Source organism: Bacteroides uniformis (assembly GCF_025147485.1).
Lineage (GTDB): Bacteria > Bacteroidota > Bacteroidia > Bacteroidales > Bacteroidaceae > Bacteroides > Bacteroides uniformis.
Genome location: NZ_CP102263.1, coordinates 1,584,842 through 1,607,686, shown reverse-complemented (window position 1 = coordinate 1,607,686; position 22,845 = coordinate 1,584,842). Strand labels below are relative to the sequence as shown.

Annotated in this window: 18 protein-coding genes and 1 tRNA gene; 13 read left to right on the top strand and 6 right to left on the bottom strand. The window is 44.7% G+C overall.

Annotated elements, in window-relative coordinates; genetic code table 11:
* Positions 1 to 43: 43 nt before the first annotated feature.
* The 7 genes from NQ510_RS06030 (at position 44) to NQ510_RS06000 (ending at position 6,643) form a co-directional block, all read left to right on the top strand.
* Positions 44 to 358, top strand: coding sequence for a helix-turn-helix transcriptional regulator (locus tag NQ510_RS06030; protein WP_004291341.1), 315 nt, complete (start codon positions 44 to 46; stop codon positions 356 to 358).
* A 4-nt stretch (positions 359 to 362) separates the two neighbouring features.
* Positions 363 to 1,553 (top strand): primase-helicase family protein, encoded by a 1,191-nt coding sequence (locus tag NQ510_RS06025; protein ID WP_004291344.1) that lies wholly within the window; start codon positions 363 to 365, stop codon positions 1,551 to 1,553.
* A gap of 231 nt (positions 1,554 to 1,784) precedes the next feature.
* A complete protein-coding gene (locus NQ510_RS06020; protein WP_004291345.1) occupies positions 1,785 to 2,741 on the top strand; it encodes a toprim domain-containing protein in 957 nt (318 codons plus the stop codon).
* Positions 2,742 to 2,952: 211 nt separating this feature from the next.
* Positions 2,953 to 4,356, top strand: a complete 1,404-nt coding sequence (locus tag NQ510_RS06015) for a coiled-coil domain-containing protein (RefSeq protein WP_005649590.1) — start codon at positions 2,953 to 2,955, stop codon at positions 4,354 to 4,356.
* Between the two features lie 318 nt (positions 4,357 to 4,674).
* The gene (locus NQ510_RS06010; protein WP_005649593.1) at positions 4,675 to 5,394 is read left to right on the top strand and encodes a hypothetical protein; all 720 of its coding nucleotides are present in this window, start codon (positions 4,675 to 4,677) and stop codon (positions 5,392 to 5,394) included.
* A 55-nt stretch (positions 5,395 to 5,449) separates the two neighbouring features.
* Positions 5,450 to 5,893: a hypothetical protein gene (locus tag NQ510_RS06005; RefSeq protein WP_004291348.1), complete on the top strand. Its 444-nt coding sequence runs from the start codon at positions 5,450 to 5,452 to the stop codon at positions 5,891 to 5,893.
* A gap of 9 nt (positions 5,894 to 5,902) precedes the next feature.
* Entirely contained in the window at positions 5,903 to 6,643 is a 741-nt protein-coding gene (locus NQ510_RS06000; protein ID WP_004291349.1) for an NERD domain-containing protein, read from the top strand.
* A gap of 25 nt (positions 6,644 to 6,668) precedes the next feature.
* On the opposite strand, the gene NQ510_RS05995 is transcribed toward NQ510_RS06000, so the two are convergent.
* Positions 6,669 to 7,478 carry a Fic family protein gene (locus NQ510_RS05995; RefSeq protein ID WP_004291350.1) on the bottom strand — a complete coding sequence of 270 codons (810 nt, stop codon included), beginning with the start codon at positions 7,476 to 7,478 and terminating at the stop codon, positions 6,669 to 6,671.
* 175 nt (positions 7,479 to 7,653) lie between these two features.
* Positions 7,654 to 7,737 (bottom strand) — tRNA-Leu (locus NQ510_RS05990).
* Between the two features lie 157 nt (positions 7,738 to 7,894).
* Between NQ510_RS05990 and NQ510_RS05985 the strand changes: the two genes are divergently transcribed.
* Positions 7,895 to 8,980: a mannose-1-phosphate guanylyltransferase gene (locus NQ510_RS05985; RefSeq protein WP_005824399.1), complete on the top strand. Its 1,086-nt coding sequence runs from the start codon at positions 7,895 to 7,897 to the stop codon at positions 8,978 to 8,980.
* A gap of 100 nt (positions 8,981 to 9,080) precedes the next feature.
* Here the strand turns inward: NQ510_RS05985 and NQ510_RS05980 are convergent, their stop codons facing one another.
* The 3 genes from NQ510_RS05980 to NQ510_RS05970 all read right to left on the bottom strand — a co-directional run bounded on the left by NQ510_RS05980 (position 9,081) and on the right by NQ510_RS05970 (position 11,329).
* The gene (locus NQ510_RS05980) at positions 9,081 to 9,473 is read right to left on the bottom strand and encodes an HIT family protein (protein WP_005824396.1); all 393 of its coding nucleotides are present in this window, start codon (positions 9,471 to 9,473) and stop codon (positions 9,081 to 9,083) included.
* Between the two features lie 49 nt (positions 9,474 to 9,522).
* Positions 9,523 to 9,987 carry a transcription elongation factor GreA gene (gene greA / locus NQ510_RS05975; protein ID WP_005824394.1) on the bottom strand — a complete coding sequence of 155 codons (465 nt, stop codon included), beginning with the start codon at positions 9,985 to 9,987 and terminating at the stop codon, positions 9,523 to 9,525.
* A gap of 190 nt (positions 9,988 to 10,177) precedes the next feature.
* Entirely contained in the window at positions 10,178 to 11,329 is a 1,152-nt protein-coding gene (locus tag NQ510_RS05970; RefSeq protein ID WP_005824390.1) for a thioredoxin-like domain-containing protein, read from the bottom strand.
* Positions 11,330 to 11,536: 207 nt separating this feature from the next.
* Between NQ510_RS05970 and pnp the strand changes: the two genes are divergently transcribed.
* From pnp to NQ510_RS05945, 5 genes are all read left to right on the top strand, one after another.
* Entirely contained in the window at positions 11,537 to 13,681 is a 2,145-nt protein-coding gene (gene pnp, locus NQ510_RS05965; RefSeq protein WP_005824386.1) for a polyribonucleotide nucleotidyltransferase, read from the top strand.
* Between the two features lie 172 nt (positions 13,682 to 13,853).
* On the top strand, positions 13,854 to 14,426 hold the full coding sequence (locus NQ510_RS05960) for an RNA polymerase sigma-70 factor (RefSeq protein WP_005833682.1): 573 nt from the start codon (positions 13,854 to 13,856) through the stop codon (positions 14,424 to 14,426).
* A 96-nt stretch (positions 14,427 to 14,522) separates the two neighbouring features.
* A complete protein-coding gene (locus tag NQ510_RS05955) occupies positions 14,523 to 15,458 on the top strand; it encodes a FecR family protein (protein WP_005824380.1) in 936 nt (311 codons plus the stop codon).
* Between the two features lie 165 nt (positions 15,459 to 15,623).
* Positions 15,624 to 18,971: a SusC/RagA family TonB-linked outer membrane protein gene (locus NQ510_RS05950; protein WP_005824378.1), complete on the top strand. Its 3,348-nt coding sequence runs from the start codon at positions 15,624 to 15,626 to the stop codon at positions 18,969 to 18,971.
* 12 nt (positions 18,972 to 18,983) lie between these two features.
* Positions 18,984 to 20,585 carry a SusD/RagB family nutrient-binding outer membrane lipoprotein gene (locus tag NQ510_RS05945; RefSeq protein WP_005824376.1) on the top strand — a complete coding sequence of 534 codons (1,602 nt, stop codon included), beginning with the start codon at positions 18,984 to 18,986 and terminating at the stop codon, positions 20,583 to 20,585.
* On the opposite strand, the gene NQ510_RS05940 is transcribed toward NQ510_RS05945, so the two are convergent.
* The gene (locus NQ510_RS05940) at positions 20,582 to 22,786 is read right to left on the bottom strand and encodes a sodium-translocating pyrophosphatase (protein ID WP_009037367.1); all 2,205 of its coding nucleotides are present in this window, start codon (positions 22,784 to 22,786) and stop codon (positions 20,582 to 20,584) included. The genes NQ510_RS05945 and NQ510_RS05940 overlap by 4 nt on opposite strands.
* Positions 22,787 to 22,845 lie beyond the last annotated feature (59 nt).

Genomic DNA, 22,845 nt, shown 5'->3' with positions numbered 1-22,845 from the left:
TGCCGAAACGGGAAGTCTTACAACCGGCAGTTTCAAGAAGCCTATGACAGACATATTGGCAATTATCCAAAACGGAAACGGCAACATCAAGTTGGAAGTAACAGGAGAAGATTTGCTATTATTCTCCAACCAGTTAATCAGCCGTGCGAAGCATGAACTTTCTACCGCCATTGCGGAAGCAAGAAAGGAGAAGTATCTAACCAAAGAGGAAGTGAAAAAGATGTGCGGTGTTTGTGATACCACACTCTGGCACTGGTCTAAGAAAAACTATCTGAAGCCTGTAAAGGTTGGAAACAAGGTCAGATACCGACAATCCGACATTCAGAGAATTTTAGGTGAACACAATCCTTTAATCTAAGCCTATGAAGGAGGAAGAATATATGCGCGTAGGAACAACTTTGTACAAGGTGGTCAATCAGCCATGCGCCAATGGCGGTTATGAGAAGAAACGTGTCGTATGGAACAACAGCACATTACGGCAGGACTATGGAAAGAATTATCTTGCCACCGTCCCCAAGTATGACGGCTTTTGCACCGTTCCCAACCATTTGAACTACCAAAAGGAGATTGAGGGATTTCTGAACCTTTACGAGCCTATAGAGCATAAACCGCAGCAGGGGGACTTCTCCCACATCCAATCCTTGATGCGGCACATCTTCGGGGAACAATACGAGCTGGGTATGGACTATATGCAACTGCTGTATCTACAGCCGACACAGAAGCTGCCTATTGTCCTACTTGTTTCAGAAGAACGCAACACAGGCAAAAGCACGTTCTTGAACTTCCTGAAAGCCGTGTTTGAGAACAACGTGACTTTCAACACCAACGAAGATTTCCGCAGCCAGTTCAATTCCGACTGGGCAGGAAAGCTACTAATCGTTGTGGACGAAGTTTTGCTCAACCGCAGGGAAGACAGCGAACGGTTGAAAAACCTGAGCACCACTTTCACCTACAAGGTGGAAGCCAAAGGCAAAGACCGAACGGAGATTGCTTTCTTCGCCAAGTTCGTGCTATGTTCCAACAACGAATATCTGCCTATACTCATAGACGCAGGAGAAACACGCTACTGGGTGCGGAAGATAATGCCGTTGCAGAGTGATGATACCAACTTTCTGCAAAAGCTAAAAGCGGAAATACCCGCATTTCTTTATTTCCTGACCCAAAGGGAACTATCCACAACACAGGAAAGCCGTATGTGGTTCAACCCAAGACTGACACATACCGCAGCCTTGCAGAAAATAATCCGAAGCAACCGCAACCGACTGGAAATAGAAATGACCGAGTTGTTGCTTGACATCATGTCGAACATGAACGTGGAAAGCGTATCATTCTGCCTGAACGACCTTGTAACCTTGCTACTCTATTCACAGGTCAAGGTTGAAAAGTATCAAGTGAGGAAAGTTGTGCAGGAAGTATGGAAACTTACTTCTGCACACAATTCGCTATCCTACACCGCTTATGAGTTCGCACCCCATCGTGAGTGCCACTATGAGCCGAAAAGGAAAACTGGTCGGTTTTATACGGTAACGAAAGAACAACTGACCGCTATCTAATTATTTTGATGAAATGATGAATAAGGGAAGTAATATATTGCCTTACAGATAGATATGTATTCATCAAACACTCATCAACAACGATTGCTGATGAAAAAAGAAAACATCATTTCTCTTTTGGCAAGCAATCTGATGAGAAAAAGATGAGCCGATATAACGCTGTTTAACAGTGTGTTAAATTCCAAATTCATCAAATCATCATTTTTCATTCACCAACAAATCCGCAAGAAAATGACAATAGAAGAAGCTAAAAGCATACGAATAGCCGACTACCTGCACAGCTTGGGTTATTCACCAGTAAAACAACAAGGTATCAACCTTTGGTACAAATCTCCGTTTCGGGAAGAGAGTGAAGCATCGTTCAAAGTGAATACCGAACGTGAACAATGGTATGACTTCGGTTTGGGAAAGGGCGGAAACATCATTGCACTGGCTGCACATCTGTACGCTACCGACCATGTACCTTACATCTTGAAACGGATAGCAGAGCAGACACCGCACGTGCGCCCGGTATCTTTCTCTTTTGGAAAGCAAAGCTCTTCTGAGCCGAGCTTCCAACAGTTGGAGATTGTTCCGCTGTCATCTCCTGCCCTGCTTGCCTACTTGCAAGGTAGAGGAATTAACATAGAACTGGCGAAAAGAGAATGTAGTGAAGCACGTTTCACCCACAACGGCAAGCGATACTTTGCCATCGCCTTTCCCAATGGTTCTGGTGGGTTTGAGGTTCGCAACCGCTATTTCAAGGGCTGCATCGCCCCAAAGGAAATCTCCCACATCAGACAATCGGGGAAAGCGAGGAACACTTGTTATGTGTTCGAGGGTTTCATGGACTACCTTTCCTTTCTGACATTGAGACAGGAGAGCTGCCCGAATTATCCGGAGTTGGACGGACAGGACTACATCGTATTAAACTCCGTATCGAATGTAAACAAGGCTCTCTATCCGTTGGGCAATTACGAACGCATCCACTGCTTTTTTGACAACGACCATGCAGGCATAGAAGCTCTCCAACAAATCCGCAAGGAATACAGCAGAGACCGATACATCCGTGACGCTTCACAGATTTACAGCGGATGCAAGGACTTGAACGAATACTTACAGAAACAGGTTGAAAGAAAAAGGCAAGTCCAATCCGTCAAAGGGATGAGCAGCCAGTCACCGAAAAAGAAAAACGGCTTTCGGTTATAGCCCACTATAACTACACGCTCCGCTTTCGTAGTTGTGGGCTCTCCCGAGGGGATTAGGACTTTGCCCTAATAACCCACTCAGGGCGTTTCACCCCTGAGAACCCCGAGCAAAGAGTGACCCTCTCTTTGCAATCTCCGCTTATGGGTTACCCCTAAGAACCCCTCTGCGAAAGCGAGCAAAGTAAATCAATTGTAAACAAAGAAAAGAAGCTATGGCAACAAAATCAAGCATACACATCAAGCCTTGCAACATCGCATCGAGCGAGGTACACAACCGAAGGACTGCCGAATATATGCGTAACATCGGGGAGTCCAGAATCTATGTCGTTCCCGAACTCTCCACCAACAACGAACAGTGGATAAATCCCGACTTCGGCACTCCCGAACTGCGAACTCATTATGACAATATCAAGCAAATGGTCAAGGAAAAGACCGGACGTGCCATGCAGGAAAAGGAAAGGGAACGCAAGGGAAAGAATGGAAAAATTATCAAGGTGGCGGGATGTTCACCCATTCGTGAAGGAGTATTGCTCATCAGACCGGATACCACACTGGCTGATGTACGCAAATTCGGTGAAGAGTGTCAAAGACGCTGGGGCATCACACCGTTGCAAATCTTCCTGCACAAGGATGAAGGGCATTGGCTGAACGGTCAACCGGAAGCGGAAGACAGGGAAAGCTTCAAGGTCGGGAACAGATGGTTCAAGCCGAACTATCATGCCCATATCGTTTTCGACTGGATGAACCACGAAACCGGAAAGAGCAGAAAGCTCAATGACGAGGATATGGCAGCCATGCAGACCTTGGCTTCCAATATACTTCTGATGGAACGTGGGCAGGCAAAAGCTGTCACTGGTAAGGAGCACTTGGAGCGAAACGATTTCATCATAAAAAAACAGAAAGCCGAACTGCAACGTATAGAGGAAACCAAACGACACAAGGAGCAACAGGTAAGCCTTGCCGAGCAAGAACTCAAACAAGTAAAAGCAGAGATACGCACGGACAAACTCAAAAGTGCAGCTACCGATGTAGCCACTGCCATAACCAGTGGTGTAGGTTCTCTTTTCGGAAGTGGAAAGTTGAAAGATTTAGAACAATCTAACGAGAATTTACGTCATGAAATTGCCAAACGTGACAAGGGCATTGATGAATTAAAAGCCAAGATGCAACAAATGCAGGAACAGCATAGTAAGCAGATTCGTAACCTGCAAGGAATACATAATCAAGAACTTGAAGCCAAAGACAAGGAAATTTCACGATTGAACGCCATTCTTGAAAAAGCGTTCAACTGGTTCCCATTGCTCAAAGAAATGTTGAGAATGGAAAAGCTCTGCTATGCCATCGGATTTACCAAAGATATGATAAACAGTCTTTTGACAAAAAAGGAAGCTATCAGATGCAATGGTAGGATTTATTCCGAAGAACACAAACGTAAGTTTGACATCAAGAATGATATTTTCAAGGTGGAAAAGAATCCAACCGATGATAGCAAACTGATACTGACCATAAACAGACAGCCGATAGGCGAATGGTTTAAGGAGCAATGGGAAAAATTAAGGCAAGGTTTGCGACAATTAGCAGAAGAACCAAGAAAAAGTAGAGGATTCAGAATGTAATTATGATAGTATTTGATTGTATCTCAATAAAATTAAATATCTTTGTAAGCGGATTGAGGCTACTCTATCCAAGACATATTAGAATTTAGAAGAAGCGTTATGCTTATTTCTTGCGAATGAAAACCTGAGAAACTTTCAAACGTGTACAAGAATAGCATAGTGGTTCTCACGCTATAGCGTGGGCTGCTATTGTTACATCTGTACACAAAGGTTTTCTCAGGACCTTCATTCAAAGACGTGGCATTACAGTTCCACGCTTCGTGATATTATAAAGTCCTTGTGGCAGCTGGAGGTGTATAATTAAAACAGTTAGTTGATATGAAACAGAATATATGCGTGGTAATATTTTTATTGCTTTCAACCATATGTAAAGCCCAAACATTCATATACCCCCAAAACGATTCTATCCTGACAGAATATAATGATGGAAAATTTTGGGCTTATTTAAACAAAAATGATTTTGTTGTAGGTCTTTCATGCTTTGAGGAAAAAGATGATTATGGAAAATACTATCACTTGGATATTTTTATCAAGAATTTAAGTGAAACCCCAATTGTATTCCAACCTGATAGCGTACACTCTAATCTACTAACAAAAAAAGATGATACTTTAAAACTTGAAGTATATACAAATGAAGAATATCAAAAAAAAATAAAACGCTCACAAGCATGGGCTATGGCATTATATGGAATCTCTGCCGGCATTAATGCAGGAACAGCAGGATATTCAACATCCTATTCTACGTCTTATTCTTCTAATGGTTATGCTTACACTACCATAACCAATCATTATGACGCTAATGCAGCATACCAAGCAAATGTCGCATCTACCAATCAAATGCTTACATTAGGACAAATGATGGATAATGACCGAACTATACGTGAACAAGGATATTTAAAAACCACAACTATTTATCCCGATGAAGCTATTATTGGCTATATGAATATTAAAAGGAAAAAAGGTAAGATTTTGATTGTAAACATTCCCATCGGAGATTATATTTATACTTTCAAATGGGATGTAAATAGGAAGAAATAAATACAGTAATAGCTATACTATTACCCTTAATTTTAATCACTTAAATGATTTACCTATGAAGAAACTTACGATTATTTTTTATTTATTTTTAATTCCATTATGTGTTTTTGCACAAAATGAAAGTTCCATTTCACATACCAAAACAGTTAATGATTCTACTTTGATTAAAATACATGCTATTGTAGAAGATATAGATTTTCGTATGCATGGACTTGATAGATACAAGCTATATCCAACAGAAAATATATATAATTTTCTGCAATTAGATACAATGACAGGGAAAATAGAAATTGTACAATGGTCTTTGGATGATGATAAAGAAGGTTCTGCAACCCTTAATAACGAAGACCTATCTCTTGGTACAGGCTGTGGAACATTTGAATTATATCCAACAAAAAATATATATCAATTTCTTTTGTTAGATAAAGTAACAGGAAGAAGATGGCATGTTCAATGGGGATTTGAATCAAGTAAAAGATGGATAAAAAGAATCTATTAAATCAGTAATATGCATATTGCCATCACCGTTATCTTTTTTGCAGTGGTAATCTTTATTAAATTGAAGATGCCAATGTGGAAAGGCAAGTATTCTGAAAAACTTGTGAATAACAAGATTCAAGAGTTACCAGAAGAGTATGTTGTTTTTAATGATTTACTATTCGAAAGTAACGGATATTCAACACAAATTGACCATATTGTAGTTTCACCTTATGGTGTCTTTGTAATTGAAACAAAGGGATATAAAGGTTGGATTTTGGGCAGAGAGAACGGTGAATACTGGACGCAAACCATCTATAAAAGTAAACATCAATTTTACAATCCGATAAAACAAAACGCTGGACATGTAAGATTTTTGCATCATTTGCTCAAATGTTCAACGGATATACTTTTTATTCCAATTGTCGTTTTCAATAACAGTGCGGAATTAAAAGTGCATGCTGACAATAACATAGTTGTAAACAGATATAATCTAAAACGTGCTATATTACAATACAGAACTGCTGTTCTTAATCAGGAGACCATAAATTGGATAATACAGACAATTAACCAGAATCGCATAATCGCTGATAAAGAGAAACTAAAACAGCATAAGCATAACGCAAAGGCTCGGCAATACAGAAGTTCACGCCTAATAAATCAAGGTGTTTGTCCTCAATGCGGAGGACATCTCATTTTGAGGAAAGGCAAGTACGGCACTTTCTATGGATGTTCAAACTTTCCCACATGCAAGTTTACCATAAACTCATAAATAGCAATCCTTGTTTTATATAGTATCAGAACATAAAACTAAACCCTTTCTTTCGTGATACATTGAATCGTTCAATTTCTATAGAAAGTGATTTCTTCAACTGCCTTGCCATAAAGTCCAAAAACGGCTGATTAGTTTCTTCATTCTGACATTGGCGCAGGGAAAGAATATATTCTTCTCTATCTTCTTTAAATATTTTGGTCGGAAAAAGGTGATAACAAAATTGGATGTAGTTCATCAGTAATCGAGCCGTTCTTCCGTTGCCATCCACCCACGGATGAATAGTTACTAAATTAAGGTGGGCATTAAAGCTCAATTCGTATTGTTCTCGAAGTGTTCCCATTTTTTTTTGCTTCTCTTGAAGAATCGCACAAAGTTCATCCACCTTAGCAGGAACTTTCAAATAGTTCATATAAGAATGTCCACCAACACCAGCCGTAACACCACATAGACGGAACTCTCCTTTAGAAGAATCAAAAGAGCCGCCCAACACACTGTGAACGCTGCCAGTAGTACGCATCAACATTGCATTCAACCTTTTCAGAAAAGCAGGAGTTATAGGTACAAGACTGCCTGATTCAGTTTTGGCAAGTTCATACGCTTGCTTCAAATCTTCATTCATCAGATGATGTACAAGCGGTTTCCCTTTCGCTGTTACTCCCTCGTCAAAGAGAAGCTGCGTATCAAGTTCGGTCAACGTTGAGCCTTCTATGGCTGTGGAATGGGTAATGAGAGAATAAAGGTAGTACTTGTCATAGTCCACCGCTTCACTGATACCAAGTTTTTGAAACTTCTGGTACAACAGTTCTATTTCTTGCCAAACACCTTGTTCCATTACTTTTATTTAATAGGCTTTATTTCTTTTCAAAGGTAACTTATTTACTACGTTCAACCAAAAGAAATAATGACTTACTGCTATATTTTTTGCACGTGTGGGGAAAATGTGGGGAAAATTCAAGCAAAAGAAAAAGCTAAGTATTGAACTATCAAATACTTAGCTTTCTTTCTTGTACCCAGACCCGGGGTCGAACCGGGATGGAAGTGAATCCACTGGTGTTTGAGACCAGCGCGTCTACCGATTCCGCCATCTGGGCATGTTTGACTTCTCAAATGCGGTGCAAAGATACAGCTTTTTTCTAAACCTGCAATACTTTTCCTAAAAAAAGGCGAAAAAAACGATAAAACCTGCTTGAATCATTCCTTGTTTGTAAAATATGCAGTACATTAGCAGAAACTTTTAAAATCAATAGCATGGTAACCAATAAGGATAATTTCTGTGTAATTATGGGCGGAGGAATCGGCAGCCGTTTCTGGCCATTCAGCCGCAAGACACTTCCAAAACAGTTTCTGGATTTCTTCGGTACAGGACGTTCCTTGCTGCAGCAAACCTTCGACCGCTTCAAGCAGGTAATCCCCATGGAAAATATACTTATCGTAACAAATGACTTGTATGCCGACCTTGTAAAAGAACAGCTTCCCGAACTTAAACCCGAACAGATTCTACTGGAGCCGACACGCAGGAATACAGCCCCCTGCATTGCGTGGGCTTCCTATCATATCCGCGCCTTGAATCCGAACGCCAATATAGTGGTAGCTCCTTCGGACCACTTAATCCTGAAGGAAGGCGAATTTCTGGCAGCTATCGAAAAAGGGCTGGACTTCGTTTCCCAATCGGACAATCTGCTGACACTCGGCATCAAGCCCAACCGTCCGGAAACCGGATATGGCTATATACAAATAGCCGAAGCCGCCGGTGATAATTTCTACAAGGTAAAAACCTTCACTGAAAAGCCCGAACTGGAACTGGCAAAAGTATTCGTGGAAAGTGGAGAATTCTATTGGAACTCTGGTCTGTTCATGTGGAACGTAAATACCATCATCAAGGCAAACGAAGCCCTGCTGCCCGAGCTGACTTCCAAACTGGCCCCCGGCAAAGATGTGTATGGAACAGTCCAAGAGAAACAATTCATTGATGAGAACTTCCCTGCTTGCCCCAATGTCTCCATAGACTTCGGCATCATGGAAAAGGCAGACAATGTATATGTGTCATTAGGCGATTTCGGCTGGTCTGATTTAGGAACCTGGGGGTCTTTGTATGATTTGTCTCCCAAAGATGAAGCAGGCAATGTAGCCTTAAAATGTAAATCCCTCATCTATAATAGCAAAGACAATATCGTGGTGCTGCCCGACAACAAACTTGCAGTTATCGACGGTTTGGAAGGTTATCTCATAGCCGAGTCGGACAATGTATTACTGATTTGCAAGAAAGATGAAGAACATACCATCCGCAAATATGTGAATGATGCCCAGATAAAACTGGGAGAGGAATACATTTAAATTAAAAATTAAAGGATAGGTGCCGAAGGCAAAAAAATAGCGGGAGCTGGATGAAGTCCAACTCCCGCTTCCGTTTATTTAGGGGAGGAAAATAAACCGATTAAAGCACTGCACGGATAGCTTCTGCCACAGCCTTGAATTCTTCGTCCGTCAGTTTCAGTTTGGGATTGGAGAAAAGCATATCTTTTTCGTTCTGCATAGGAATCAAATGTATGTGCGCATGAGGCACTTCCAGCCCCAATACCGCTTCTCCTACCTTTCTACACGGAAAGGCCTTGCCGATGGCAAGTGCCACTCTCTTGGCGAAAACATGCATCGCCGCCAAATCCTCATCGTTCAAATCGAAGATATAATCCACTTCCTGCTTGGGAATGACCAATGTATGACCTTTTACCAACGGATTGATGTCAAGGAACGCAAAGAATCTGTCATCCTCCGCCACCTTGTAGCAAGGTATTTCACCTGCGATAATTCTACTGAATATTGTTGCCATAGCTATAAATTATAAAATAAGGCAAGCCCGTATGCGGACCTGCCTTCCTTTAAAAGGATATGTTCACTACTTCCAGGTTAATCATGCCCTGCGGAACTTTAATTTCTGCGATGTCACCTACTTTCTTGCCAAGCAGACCTTGTGCAATCGGAGTATTGACGGAAATCTTTCCTTCCTTCAGATTGGCTTCACTTTCGGAAACGATAGTATAAACCATCTTCATGCCATTCTTCACGTTCTTAAGCTCTACCTTATTGAGAATCTGTACAGAATCGGTTTTCAACTTCGACTCATCAATAATCTTAGCGTCGGCAATGGTCAGCTTCAAGTTGTTAATTTTCATCTCAAGCATACCTTGAGCTTCCTTGGCAGCGTCATACTCTGCATTTTCCGACAAATCACCTTTGTCACGCGCTTCGGCAATGGCAGCCGATATTTTGGGACGTTCCACCGTCTCCAGGTGTTTCAATTCGGCCATCAATTTCTTGTAGCCGTCTTCTGACATATAAGCCATACTTTTTCCTCCTTAAATGTTATGTTAGTTTTTAATGGTACTATAAACAAAAAAGAATTCCAACATGGTCAGCATGCTGGAACCCTCTTTCCGATTTTCCTTTGCAAAGATAGCCTTTTATACAATGCGTGTCAAGCATAAAAGGCTGCTTTGTAACATATTTAAACGAAAACTTCTTATTTATAACATGTTACAGCAATGCTTTCACTGCCGCCTCCAGGTCTTTAATGCTCTCTCCACGGGCACTCAACTCATTGTTCTTGTTGACCAGGAACACAGAAGGCACATTCTTCACATTATAAGAAGCCGCTATAGACGAATAAATTCCATTGCCGTCGCGCACACAAATCCAAGGCAGATTGTCGGCAGTTGTTTTCCAATAGTGCTCGTCTGCATCCAGAGAAACCTGATAGATTTCCAATCCCTGGGCGGCATACTTGTCGTACAAGTCGCGCAACATATAATTATGTGTAGCAGAAACGGCACTCTGATAAACAGTGAAGTCCACAATAACAGCCTTGCCCTTCAGTTCGCTCAACTTACGTGTATTGCCCTTCATGTCACGCAGGTTAATGTCGATGATGCCGGTTTCGGAAATTGCCTCTTCGGGGATTTCCACCACCTTCTGCTGCGGAGTACGGGTATTCTTCATTCCCTTTATCACAATATTGTAGAGGTTCTTGGAGCGGTCGGCATCCGGATAATAATTGTTCAGGCTGGTTGCCACGGCTGCAAAACACTTAATGTCTTCCTTATTGTTCAGAGGGTCGAAAATCAAATAATTATTCAACTTCTGGAACAAGGCGAAATAGGCAGCAGCCGTATTGGGAGCGGCAAAAATATAGCTGATTTTCACTTCATCCTTATAGTTCTTCAATAAAGAGGCAAGACTGTCCTCAAAAACATCGGCACCTATCTTATGTGCCTGCACCGACTGCAGCAATGCATTCACATTATCCTGAAGCTTCATCTGCTTCAGCGTCAAGTCCTTTATCTTCGAGCTATTCGGAGAACCTTCCACTGTATAGGCAGTGGCGAAATCGGTATAAGGTGCCTTTACCAAAACCGTTTCCGTCGAATCTACCGAGAAATTAATAACCTTGTCGTCTACCCGCAGACGGTAAAATTCCGGAGACACCGGACGTACCTGCTTGAAGTGGAAAGAGCCATCCCCTTCCAGTTTTACAGAATCCAAAGGAACAATACCTTCCAATGCCGAGGCTTCCAAATAAAGCATCTTGCCGTCGGCACCAGACACTTCACCCTCTACTTTGAATTTCGGTTCGGAATTACATGCACCCAATGCTATTGCAGCAAGTGCCATAAAAAAGATTTTCTTCATATCGTATCTTCAGTTTTGTTTTGCAAACGTGCCTGCAAATATACTTCTTTTCAAGTTCAGTCAAAGCATTTTCCCTCGTTCTTCCATATAGAAAACTGCAAAAAACAACTAAATACAAACTTTTTATCTCATTCCCACCATTTTACATGAATAAATTATGTATCTTTGCACGAATTTTGAAAGAAAATTAGATATAAAACATTTTTTATGATTAACCCAATTGTTAAGACGATCGAGCTTCCTGATGGCAGAACCATCACGCTCGAAACGGGAAAGCTGGCAAAACAGGCAGACGGTTCTGTAATGCTTCGTATGGGCAACACCATGCTTTTAGCTACTGTTTGTGCCGCCAAGGACGCAGTTCCCGGAACAGATTTCATGCCATTACAGGTAGAGTACAAAGAAAAATTCTCCGCATTCGGACGTTTCCCCGGCGGTTTCACAAAGCGCGAAGGACGCGCTTCTGACTACGAAATCCTCACTTGCCGCCTCGTTGACCGTGCTCTCCGCCCCTTATTCCCTGATAATTTCCATGCAGAGGTATACGTAAACATCATTCTTTTCTCAGCAGACGGCGTAGATATGCCCGACGCTCTGGCCGGACTCGCAGCTTCTGCCGCACTTGCAGTTTCAGATATCCCCTTCAACGGACCTATTTCCGAAGTACGCGTAGCACGCATCAACGGACAATTCGTCATCAACCCTACCTTCGAACAACTAGAACAAGCCGATATGGACTTGATGGTGGGCGCCACTTACGAAAACATCATGATGGTGGAAGGCGAAATGGACGAGGTTTCCGAGCAGGACTTGCTGGAAGCGATGAAGGCCGCACACGAAGCCATTAAGATTCAGTGCAAGGCACAGATGGAACTGGCAGAAGAAGTAGGCTCTACCGTGAAACGCGAATATTGCCACGAAGTGAACGACGAAGAACTCCGTAAGGCCGTTCACGACGCTTGCTACGACAAGGCTTATGCCATTGCCGCTTCCGGAAACAAGAACAAGCACGAACGCATGGATGCTTTCGATGCCATCCGCGAAGAATTCAAGGCACAGTTCTCCGAAGAAGAACTGGAAGAAAAGGCAGCCCTCATCGACCGTTACTATCACGATGTGGAAAAAGAGGCGATGCGCCGTTCCATTCTGGACGAAGGCAAGCGCCTTGACGGACGTAAGACGACCGAAATCCGTCCTATCTGGTGTGAGACCAGCTACCTGCCCGGCCCTCACGGTTCCGCTATCTTTACACGTGGCGAAACACAGTCTTTGTCTACTGTGACTTTAGGCACCAAGTTGGACGAGAAGATTATCGACGACGTATTGGAACACGGAAAAGAACGTTTCCTTCTGCACTACAACTTCCCTCCGTTCTCTACGGGCGAAGCCAAGGCACAGCGCGGTGTAGGCCGTCGTGAAATCGGCCACGGCCATCTGGCATGGCGTGCATTGAAGGGTCAGATTCCTGCAAACTATCCGTATGTAGTACGCGTGGTATCCGATATCCTCGAATCAAACGGTTCTTCTTCCATGGCTACCGTATGTGCCGGAACTCTGGCATTGATGGATGCAGGTGTGAAAATCAAGAAACCGGTATCAGGTATCGCCATGGGATTGATTAAGAATGCAGGCGAAGACAAATATGCCGTATTGTCCGATATCCTCGGTGATGAGGACCACTTGGGCGACATGGACTTCAAGGTGACCGGAACAAAAGACGGTATCACCGCCACTCAGATGGACATCAAAGTGGACGGTCTGTCATACGAAATCCTCGAAAAGGCATTGCTGCAGGCTAAAGAAGGCCGTGAATATATCTTGGGCAAAATCACCGAGTGCATTGCCGAGCCTCGCGAAGACCTGAAACCTCACGCTCCGCGTATCGAGACAATGACCATTCCCAAGGAATTCATCGGTGCTGTCATCGGCCCTGGTGGAAAGATTATCCAAGGTATGCAGGAAGAAACCGGTGCTACCATTACTATTGAAGAAGTGGACAACATCGGTAGAATCGAAATCGCCGGTACCAACAAGAAGAGCATCGATGATGCTATGCGTATCATCAAAGGGATTGTAGCTGTCCCCGAAGTAGGCGAAGTCTACAAAGGCAAGGTACGCTCCATTATGCCTTACGGTGCATTCGTTGAATTCCTGCCGGGTAAGGACGGCTTGCTCCATATCTCCGAAATCGACTGGAAACGTCTGGAAACAGTAGAAGAAGCCGGTATCAAGGAAGGTGATGAAATTGACGTAAAACTTCTCGACATCGACCCGAAGACCGGAAAATTTAAGCTGTCACGCAAAGTATTGCTTCCGAGACCGGAAAGACAAGAAAGACCGGAAAAGAAATAAGAAATTTCTTATTCTTTAAGTATATAAAGCCTGGTGGAACCCCATCAGGCTTTCTTTTTGTCAATACTGCCAGAAATGGCTCTGAAAAAACAAGGCATAATGCTTGCATATTCCAAAAAGATTATGTTTTTTTGCTATGTAAAGCCTTATATTCCATAAAGAACCTCAATTAATGTCCGGTTTAAGGAGCCTACATACTATGAATCTTTTCTCACGCTTTTTCCAGGAAAACCAAGAAAAGTTTTTGGCTTTTGCTTATTCTTATCTCAGGGATAAAGCAGAAGCGGAAGACGTTGTGATGGAATCCATGATTGCCTTATGGGAAAACCGAGACCGCTGGGAAGAAAACAGTAACCTGCATGCCCTGCTGCTGACCATCATAAAGAACAAAGCCCTGCACGTACTCGAGCACAAGCAGGTGCGTCTGCGAGCGGAAGAAACCATCAGCAGCCACAACCTGCGCGAACTGGACTTACGCATCTCCACCTTGAAAGCCTGCGAACCGGACCAGATATTCAACACGGAAATACAGCATATCGTAAATAAGACCTTACAGGAAATGCCCGAGCAAAGCCGGAAGATATTCATGTTGAGCCGATACCAGAACCTGGCAAACAAGCAGATTGCCGATAGTCTGGACATATCACTTAAAACCGTAGAGGCACACATCACCAAAGTGCTGCGGATTCTCCGGCTGAGACTGAAAGATTATCTTGTTACCATACTCATAATATTAATATCCTAAAAAATGCTTCTACGGAATAGGGTTACCGCCCACTTTCCGGTTATATATACAAAAGGTAAAAAGAGCACGTTTTAGAAAAGAAATAAATTATTGACAATGAACCAAGAGCTATTATATAAATATTTCAAAGGTATTACTTCCGTTGAAGAAGAAAAGATGATACTCGACTGGATAGACGCCTCGGATGAAAACCGGGACATCTTCCTGAAAGAGCGCATGATATACGACATTTCCTTGTTCTCGGACAAGCAGGGAAACAATGAAAAGAAAACGGTGCACATCATGCCGATGCTCCGCTGGGCGGCCCGTATAGCCGCCGTCACCATTGTCGCCATTGCCGGTTATTTCATCACCTCCGACTTTTTATATAACAAGGAGGTGCAGTTGCAAACAGTCACTGTGCCTGCCGGACAACGGGCCCAAATTATCCTTGCCGATGGAACACGCGTATGGCTGAACTCCAAGTCCACCATGAAATATGCCGCCAACTTCGGACGCAACGAACGAAATGTGGAATTGGACGGAGAGGCCTACTTTGAAGTAGCCAAAAACAAGAATATCCCATTCTATGTACATACAGAAACGAACAAGGTAAAAGTTGTAGGAACGAGTTTCAACGTCTGTGCCTACAGTGGGAGCCATGAGTTCGGAACCACATTGGTGGAAGGTATCGTCGATATCTATCCGGCCAACAGCAGCCAGATAATCACCAGGTTGCAGAAAGACGAGGTATTTCTCAATGAAAACGGAAAATGTAGAAAGGCCGTCCTTCCTTCCTATGAATATCTACGCTGGAAAGAGGGACTATACTGTTTTGACGACGCTCCATTCAGCGGTATCCTCGGTAGACTGGAGAAATACTATAATGTAAAGATAACCGTTGCCAGTCCTCAACTGCTGAACTACGGCAGCTTTACCGGCAAGTTCAGAGAGCAGGACGGCATCGAACATATACTGCGGACCATCTCGAAAGACCATCCTTTCAAGTTCCGCATCAACGAAGAAAAGGATTCAATTGTTATATATGAGTAAGAAAAAAAGATCGGAAAGTACCCCCATACTTTCCGATCCGAAACAGTCAAAAATCGACCTTAATCAATTTATTAACTTAACACAGTGACAAAGATATGAGAAAAATTTTGTTGATGAGGCTTTTTTATCTAAAAAAATTAGATTTTAAGCAATTATTGCAAACCTATGAAAATCACATTATTCCTTCTCCTGCTTGTTATATTTCAGGTGTACAGCGGGAACTGCTACTCTCAGAATGCCAGGGTCAGCATTCAAAATGCCCGGCTGAGGGTAGGGCAAGTTCTCGAGCAAATTGAATCGCAAACAGAATACTTATTTGTATATAACAAACAGAACGTCGATGTACGCCGTACCGTCGACATCAATGCAAGCAACCAAACTGTTTCCGAAGTACTTGACCAAATGTTCAAAGGGACAGACATCAAGTATGTGATGGAAGGCAAAAACATCGTTTTAACCAAAAACAGCAGGAGTGCTGAGGATAAGACAGACACTCTGCAGGAAATGGCTACTGTAAGAGGAAAGGTGACGGACTCCAAAGGCGAACCGATTATCGGTGCCAACATTCTTGAAAAAGGGACCGCCAATGGTGTTATCACCAATACCGAAGGAGAATTTAGTATGAATATCCCTCCTTATGCCACTATTGTCGTATCCTACATCAGTTATGAGCCGCAAACCATTGCCCTGAACGGTAGAAATAATCTCCACATCCGGATGGAAGAAAAGAACCTCGCCCTGGAGCAAGTAGTGGTAACCGCCATGGGTATCCAGAAGAAAATGTCCTCATTGACCTATTCTACCCAACAGATAAGCAGCAATGAGCTGACCCGTGCCAAAGAGCCGAACATGATTAATACACTGGCAGGAAAGACGGCCGGAGTACAAATCAATAAAACCGCCAATTTAGGAGGTTCTGCCAAAGTCGTCATTCGCGGTGCACGCTCTGCATTTGCCAGCGGCAACAACCAGCCCTTGTACGTAATTGACGGTGTTCCTATGCTGAACAGCTCAACAGAATCCACCTCCACCGTAATCGGCGGTAACTACGATGGATTGAACCGTGATGCCGGTGACGGGATTTCCAACCTGAATCCGGACGACATAGAAAGCATCAACATCCTGAAAGGTTCTTCTGCCGCCGCGCTTTATGGTTCGCAGGCAGCTAATGGCGTCATTCTGATCACCACTAAAAAGGGAAAGGCCGGACTGCAGCGCGTTACATTCTCCTCCAACCTGACCGTAAGTCACGCCATCAGTACCCCCGAATTCCAAAATACATACGGCCGGAACGAAGATGGCGGTACGGCAAGCTGGGGTACAAAAGGCAATGTAACGGACTATGACAACATAGGCGAATTCTTCAGCAATGGCATCACCACTTTCAATTCGCTGGCCATCACTACCGGAAATGAAAAGGTACAAACTTATTTCTCATACGCCAACACCACGGCTAAAGGAATTGTGGACAATAACAAACTACAGAAGAATAACCTGAACCTACACGAAACGGCCAGCCTCTTCAACAACAAGCTGAAACTGGACGGCATTGCAACACTAATGACCCAAACCGTCAAGAACTCCCCTGCTACCGGCGGCTATTATCTGAATCCGCTGGTCAGCTTGTACAGTTTCCCACGTGGCGTAGACATGAGCACTTACAGAGAAAACTTTGAAACGTGGAATGCCGACCGCAATATGATGACACAAAACTGGATTGAAAAGAATGGAGATGGTACCGTCAGTGAATGGGGACAGAATCCCTACTGGCTGAAAAAACGCGTGCTCAGTGGCTACAAGCGTTATCGCGCTGTGGCATCGGCCAGAGCCAATCTGCACATTACGGACTACTTCAACCTGCAGGTACGGGGTAATGTGGATTATATCAGTGATAAATTCGACAATAAGATGTATGCCACTACAGCTCCCAACATCGCCGGCAAATACGAGGACAAGGAAAACGGACGTTACATCTGGTCGGACAGCCAGGAAATCCAAGTCTACGGTGACGCAATGGTCTTGTTCAACAAGGAATTTGATGACTTTTCCCTCAATACGGCACTGGGAGCCAGCATCAACATGAGTAAAGTCAATTCACTGACAATAGACTCAAGGCTTGCTTCCCTCTACAAACCGAATGTATTTACCGTCCCCAATGTAGTGATGGACTCCAAAGCAGCCGTAAATCAGAGCATCGACAGCAAACGCACGCTCCAATCAGTATTTGCCACCATGCAGTGGGGCTGGAAAGGACTACTATACTTGGACATTACCGCACGTAACGACTGGTCATCCACATTAGCCCACACAGACAGCAAGAATACCGGATTCTTCTATCCCTCCATAGGAGCTACCTGGATTCTTAACAAAACCTGCTCCCTGCCCAAATGGATAAGTTTTGCAAAAGTGCGCGCTTCATGGGCGGAAGTCGGTAATGACCTCCCGATAGGAATCACCAATCCGGTAGACATCATCATGGTAGGCGGCAGTATCAATGTAAATACCGTAGAACAGCGCGGTGACCTAAAACCGGAAATCAGCAGCTCCATCGAATTCGGTACAGAATGGCGCTTCTTCCATCACCGCTTCGGGATAGACTTCACTTGGTATCAGACCAATACCAAGAACCAGTTGTTGAGAATGGACAATCCTACGGGCTCCACCTATAAATACCGGTATGTCAATGCCGGAAAAATACGTAACCAGGGTTTTGAGCTGACGGTAGACGCCACTCCGCTACTATACAGAAACTTTTCGTGGAAGAGTCTCATCAACATGTCCGCCAACAAGAACAAAGTAGTGACCCTGCATCCTGACTATCCGGAATTTTCCTACTACGAAGAAGGTTTCAACGCAGGCTATCAGATGCGTGTCAAAGAAGGAGGCAGCCTGGGGGATATTTATGGAAATGCTTTCCGCCGTAACGAGGATGGCAGCATCATGGTTGATGAAACCAGCAAAAGGCCTTTGGGAAATACCGGAAACAAGGATTTGCTTGGGAATGCCAATCCTGACTTCACGATGGGATGGAGCAACACACTTACCTACAAGGACCTGGAGCTCTATTTCCTGATAGATTTCCGCTTTGGCGGCGAAGTCATGTCACTGACACAGTCTGAGTTGGATGCCAACGGCGTGACCAAAGTCACCGAAGATGCCCGCGCCCGAGGATATGTAGAATACCAGGGACAGAAGTTCAACGACCCGAGAGCATTCTACAGCGCAGTAGGCGGCAGAAATGCCATCTCCGAATATTATATGTACGACGCAACCTGCATCAGACTCCGTGAAGTATCACTGAGCTATTCTTTCCCGAAAACGATACTGGAAAACAGTAGATTCATAAAGGGAATCGACGTATCATTGGCAGCGCGCAACTTGTGTTTCTTAAAGAAGGAAGCACCGTTCGACCCCGATGCAGTAATGTCCGTAGGCAACAACAATCAAGGAGTAGACGTGTTTGGCATGCCTACTACCCGGAATATCGGCTTTAACCTAAGATTAACCTTTTAAAATGAATACCTTATGAAAAACAAGTGCATCATATTCCTTTTCTGCCATAGCATATTGCTGCTTGCAGCTTGCACCGGCGGTTTTGAGAACGACAACGAAATCAAGGGAGGTTTCTCGGACGACAAAAAGGAAATAGATTTCCAGAACCTAACTGCTCCATTCGAACCCATACAGTCGGGTATCTACTTCAATATAGGTTCTGTTGGCTTAAATTGGGTATGGCAGATGACACAATCCCTGAACCATGACATGTTCTCCGGCTACTTCATGGACCCTATTCCTAAATTCATGAAATCCAACGCCTGCTACAACCTGAACTCAGGCTGGACCAATGCCGCATGGCAATGTACTTACGGATATGTCTACACGGAGGTGCAGAAGGCAGAAAAGAACTTTTATGGCAATGACAACTTGAAAGGCTACCTCGGCATTACCGAAATTTTGAAAGTGGAACTGATGCACCGCATTGCCGATACATACGGTCCGCTGGTCTACCATCAACTGGGTGAGACACCCCGGGTTTACGGACAGCAAGAAGCCTATACACGCTTCTTTGCAGACCTGGACGAAGGGCAGCAATTGATAAGGGAATACCTGGACGAGGGCGGTGACAACAACAAATTCAAAGAGTATGATATGCTGACCAACGGCAAGACCTTGAAGGAGTGGTTAAAGTTTGCCAACTCACTACGTTTGCGCCTTGCCATGCGCATCTCCAATGTAGATGCAACACTTGCCAAAGACCAAGCAACCAAAGCACTGAATGACAATCAAGGTGTACTGGAAGGTGCAAGGGAAACCATCGCTGTAATGGGCAAGAACTATATCAATCCTTTGTGTGCCGTTGCCGGTTGGGGTGAAGTCTACATGAATGCCTCGATGGAATCCATTGTCAACGGTTATGAGGACCCGCGTGGCAAGAAATGGTATAACACCGCCCTTCTCGAAGGTTATCAAAAACAGTTGTTAGGCATTCCCATCGGGTTACCCATGAAAGACGGTGACGCCAACATTTACAGTTTTTGCTCTTCCCTCAACACAAGTACCATCGGCGAAAAGACCGGAGCCGTATTGATGAGTGCGGCAGAAGTCTGGCTGCTCAGGGCCGAAGCAGCCCTCCGTGGCTATACCAAAGAGAATCCCCGCACATGCTATGAATACGGGGTAAGTACTTCATTTACACAGTGGGACTGTGCTGGTGCCTCCGAATATCTGGAAAGCGACAAAACCCCTGCCGATTATAAAGATGTAGTCTCGGGCGGCAAGGTAGGCAAGGACATGAAAGCCTTGATTACCATATCCCCCAAATGGGAAGAAGATGCAGACATAGAGACGAAACTCGAAAAGATTATTACCCAGAAGTGGCTGGCATGCTGGCCCGAAAGTTATGAGGCATGGGCTGAGCAACGCCGTACCGGATACCCCAAACTTTTCAAGGTCCAAAACAACACCGGAAAAGTGATTGATACGGATATCATGATCCGCCGCCTTCCGTTCTCGACGGACGCTGCCACTGCCGACCCGGCACAATACGCCACCCTCACGGAAAAACTGGGTGGCGCAGATAACGGCGCCACCCGCCTTTGGTGGGATACGGGGAAAAACTCTTTCTAGAACAGACTCCACGCAACCGTAAGCCCTGCCATCACAATGGCTACCATGCTCATCAGCTTGATTAGGATATTCAAGCTCGGACCGGATGTGTCCTTGAACGGGTCTCCTACGGTGTCACCCACGACTGTAGCCTTGTGGACTTCACTGCCTTTGCCGCCAAAGTTGCCTTCTTCCACATACTTTTTGGCATTATCCCATGCACCACCGGCATTTGCCATGAAGATGGCAAGCACGAAACCACTGCTCAATCCGCCAATCAGCAGGCCGAGCACACCGGGAACACCGAAAATAAGTCCCGTCGCAATCGGAGCAATGATAGCTATCAGTGACGGAATCACCATCTCGCGTTGCGCCCCTTTCGTCGAGATTGCCACACAACGCTCATAATCAGGCTCCGTTTCTCCCGTAAGGATTCCCTTGATTTCGCGGAACTGGCGGCGCACTTCGTCTACCATATGGGCCGCTGCACGCCCTACCGCATTCATCGTCAATCCACAGAAAAGAAATGCCATCATCGAGCCCAGAAACATACCGGAAAGAACTTTCGGATTCATCAGCGTCACATCGTAGTGATGCATAAAGTCGAAGAAAGTGGCATCTTGAAGAGCCACGGCATCGCCATGAGGAAGCGACAGTTCGGTAGTCCCGAGGCGGGTCAGCCCGATACGGATTTCCTCGACATAAGAGGCCAGCAAAGCCAATCCCGTCAAAGCGGCGGAACCGATGGCAAAGCCTTTGCCCGTAGCGGCTGTAGTATTGCCCAAGGAGTCAAGCGCATCGGTACGCTTACGCACCTCTTCACCCAGACCGGACATTTCCGCATTGCCACCCGCGTTGTCAGCTATCGGTCCGTAAGCATCTGTAGCAAGCGTGATGCCCAATGTAGAAAGCATACCTACTGCGGCAATGCCAATACCATAGAGCCCCAGACCCACATTAGAGAAGTCGAAGCCCGAAGCAAAGAGATAAGAAGCAATGATACCTATCACCACGGCAATCACCGGAATAGCCGTAGAAAGCATTCCCAAGCCTATACCGGAAATTATGACTGTCGCCGGACCGGTCTTTCCGCTTTCACTCAGCTTTTGGGTAGGACGGTAGGATTGGGAAGTATAGTACTCCGTAGACCGCCCGATGATGATACCTACTATCAAACCCACTATCACGGAGCAGGAAATCCACAGCCAGTTGTCCAACTTCAGCAGCCACAGGATAAAGAAAGTGGCGACAACTATCAAAATAGAGCTGAGATTAGTACCGAAAGCCAGTGAGTTCAGCAAGTCCTTCATCTTCGCATTCTCTTTGGTACGCACGGAGAAGATACCGATAATGGAAAGCAATATTCCGACGGCTGCAATCAGCATCGGGGCGATTACGGCCTTGAACTGCATCAGCGTATCACCCGAGTGGATAAAAGCCGCAGCACCGAGGGCAGCCGTAGCAAGGATAGAACCGCAATAACTTTCGTACAAATCAGCCCCCATACCTGCCACGTCGCCTACATTGTCGCCTACATTATCCGCAATCGTGGCAGGATTACGCGGGTCGTCTTCGGGAATACCGGCTTCCACCTTTCCCACAAGGTCGGCACCTACATCGGCAGCTTTTGTATAGATACCGCCACCTACGCGTGCAAACAATGCCTGCGTGGAAGCGCCCATACCGAAAGTCAGCATGGTAGTGGTAATGATGCAGAGTTTATGGGTGGGAGTCATTACATCTTCCGGAATTACAGCATTCAGCAACAGATACCAGAAAGATATATCAAGCAAGCCAAGGCCAACCACTACCAGTCCCATCACCGCACCGCTACGGAAAGCCACGCGTAGTCCGGCATTCAGCGATGTGCGTGCCGCATTGGCAGTGCGAGCCGATGCGTAGGTGGCCGTCTTCATACCCAAAAAGCCGGAAAGTCCGGAAAAGAATCCTCCGGTAAGGAAAGCAATCGGCACCCAGGAGTTCTGCACTCCGAAACCGTATGCCATAATGGAGAAAAGGATAACCAGCCCCAGAAATACCCAGCCCACAATCTTGTATTGTTGGCGAAGGTAAGACATAGCACCTTTGCGCACAGCAGCGGCAATCTTAATCATCTGAGGCGTACCCTCACTCTCTTTCATCATCTGACGATGGAAATACCAGGCAAAACAAAGTGCCATAATAGAAGCGGCTGGAACCAGCCAGAATAGGATTTGGTCCATAGCATTTATTCGTATTAAAAGGTTGAACGAAAGCCTAAAAATATTGATTTGAAACGAAA

Bases quoted from the DNA above. Each gene is read 5' to 3' on its own strand.
- NQ510_RS06030 (WP_004291341.1), top strand. From the start codon at position 44: ATGACAGACATATTGGCAATTATCCAAAACGGAAACGGCAACATCAAG.
- NQ510_RS06025 (WP_004291344.1), top strand. From the start codon at position 363: ATGAAGGAGGAAGAATATATGCGCGTAGGAACAACTTTGTACAAGGTG.
- NQ510_RS06020 (WP_004291345.1), top strand. From the start codon at position 1,785: ATGACAATAGAAGAAGCTAAAAGCATACGAATAGCCGACTACCTGCAC.
- NQ510_RS06015 (WP_005649590.1), top strand. From the start codon at position 2,953: ATGGCAACAAAATCAAGCATACACATCAAGCCTTGCAACATCGCATCG.
- NQ510_RS06010 (WP_005649593.1), top strand. From the start codon at position 4,675: ATGAAACAGAATATATGCGTGGTAATATTTTTATTGCTTTCAACCATA.
- NQ510_RS06005 (WP_004291348.1), top strand. From the start codon at position 5,450: ATGAAGAAACTTACGATTATTTTTTATTTATTTTTAATTCCATTATGT.
- NQ510_RS06000 (WP_004291349.1), top strand. From the start codon at position 5,903: ATGCATATTGCCATCACCGTTATCTTTTTTGCAGTGGTAATCTTTATT.
- NQ510_RS05995 (WP_004291350.1), bottom strand. From the start codon at position 7,478: ATGGAACAAGGTGTTTGGCAAGAAATAGAACTGTTGTACCAGAAGTTT.
- NQ510_RS05985 (WP_005824399.1), top strand. From the start codon at position 7,895: ATGGTAACCAATAAGGATAATTTCTGTGTAATTATGGGCGGAGGAATC.
- NQ510_RS05980 (WP_005824396.1), bottom strand. From the start codon at position 9,473: ATGGCAACAATATTCAGTAGAATTATCGCAGGTGAAATACCTTGCTAC.
- greA (WP_005824394.1), bottom strand. From the start codon at position 9,987: ATGGCTTATATGTCAGAAGACGGCTACAAGAAATTGATGGCCGAATTG.
- NQ510_RS05970 (WP_005824390.1), bottom strand. From the start codon at position 11,329: ATGAAGAAAATCTTTTTTATGGCACTTGCTGCAATAGCATTGGGTGCA.
- pnp (WP_005824386.1), top strand. From the start codon at position 11,537: ATGATTAACCCAATTGTTAAGACGATCGAGCTTCCTGATGGCAGAACC.
- NQ510_RS05960 (WP_005833682.1), top strand. From the start codon at position 13,854: ATGTCCGGTTTAAGGAGCCTACATACTATGAATCTTTTCTCACGCTTT.
- NQ510_RS05955 (WP_005824380.1), top strand. From the start codon at position 14,523: ATGAACCAAGAGCTATTATATAAATATTTCAAAGGTATTACTTCCGTT.
- NQ510_RS05950 (WP_005824378.1), top strand. From the start codon at position 15,624: ATGAAAATCACATTATTCCTTCTCCTGCTTGTTATATTTCAGGTGTAC.
- NQ510_RS05945 (WP_005824376.1), top strand. From the start codon at position 18,984: ATGAAAAACAAGTGCATCATATTCCTTTTCTGCCATAGCATATTGCTG.
- NQ510_RS05940 (WP_009037367.1), bottom strand. From the start codon at position 22,786: ATGGACCAAATCCTATTCTGGCTGGTTCCAGCCGCTTCTATTATGGCA.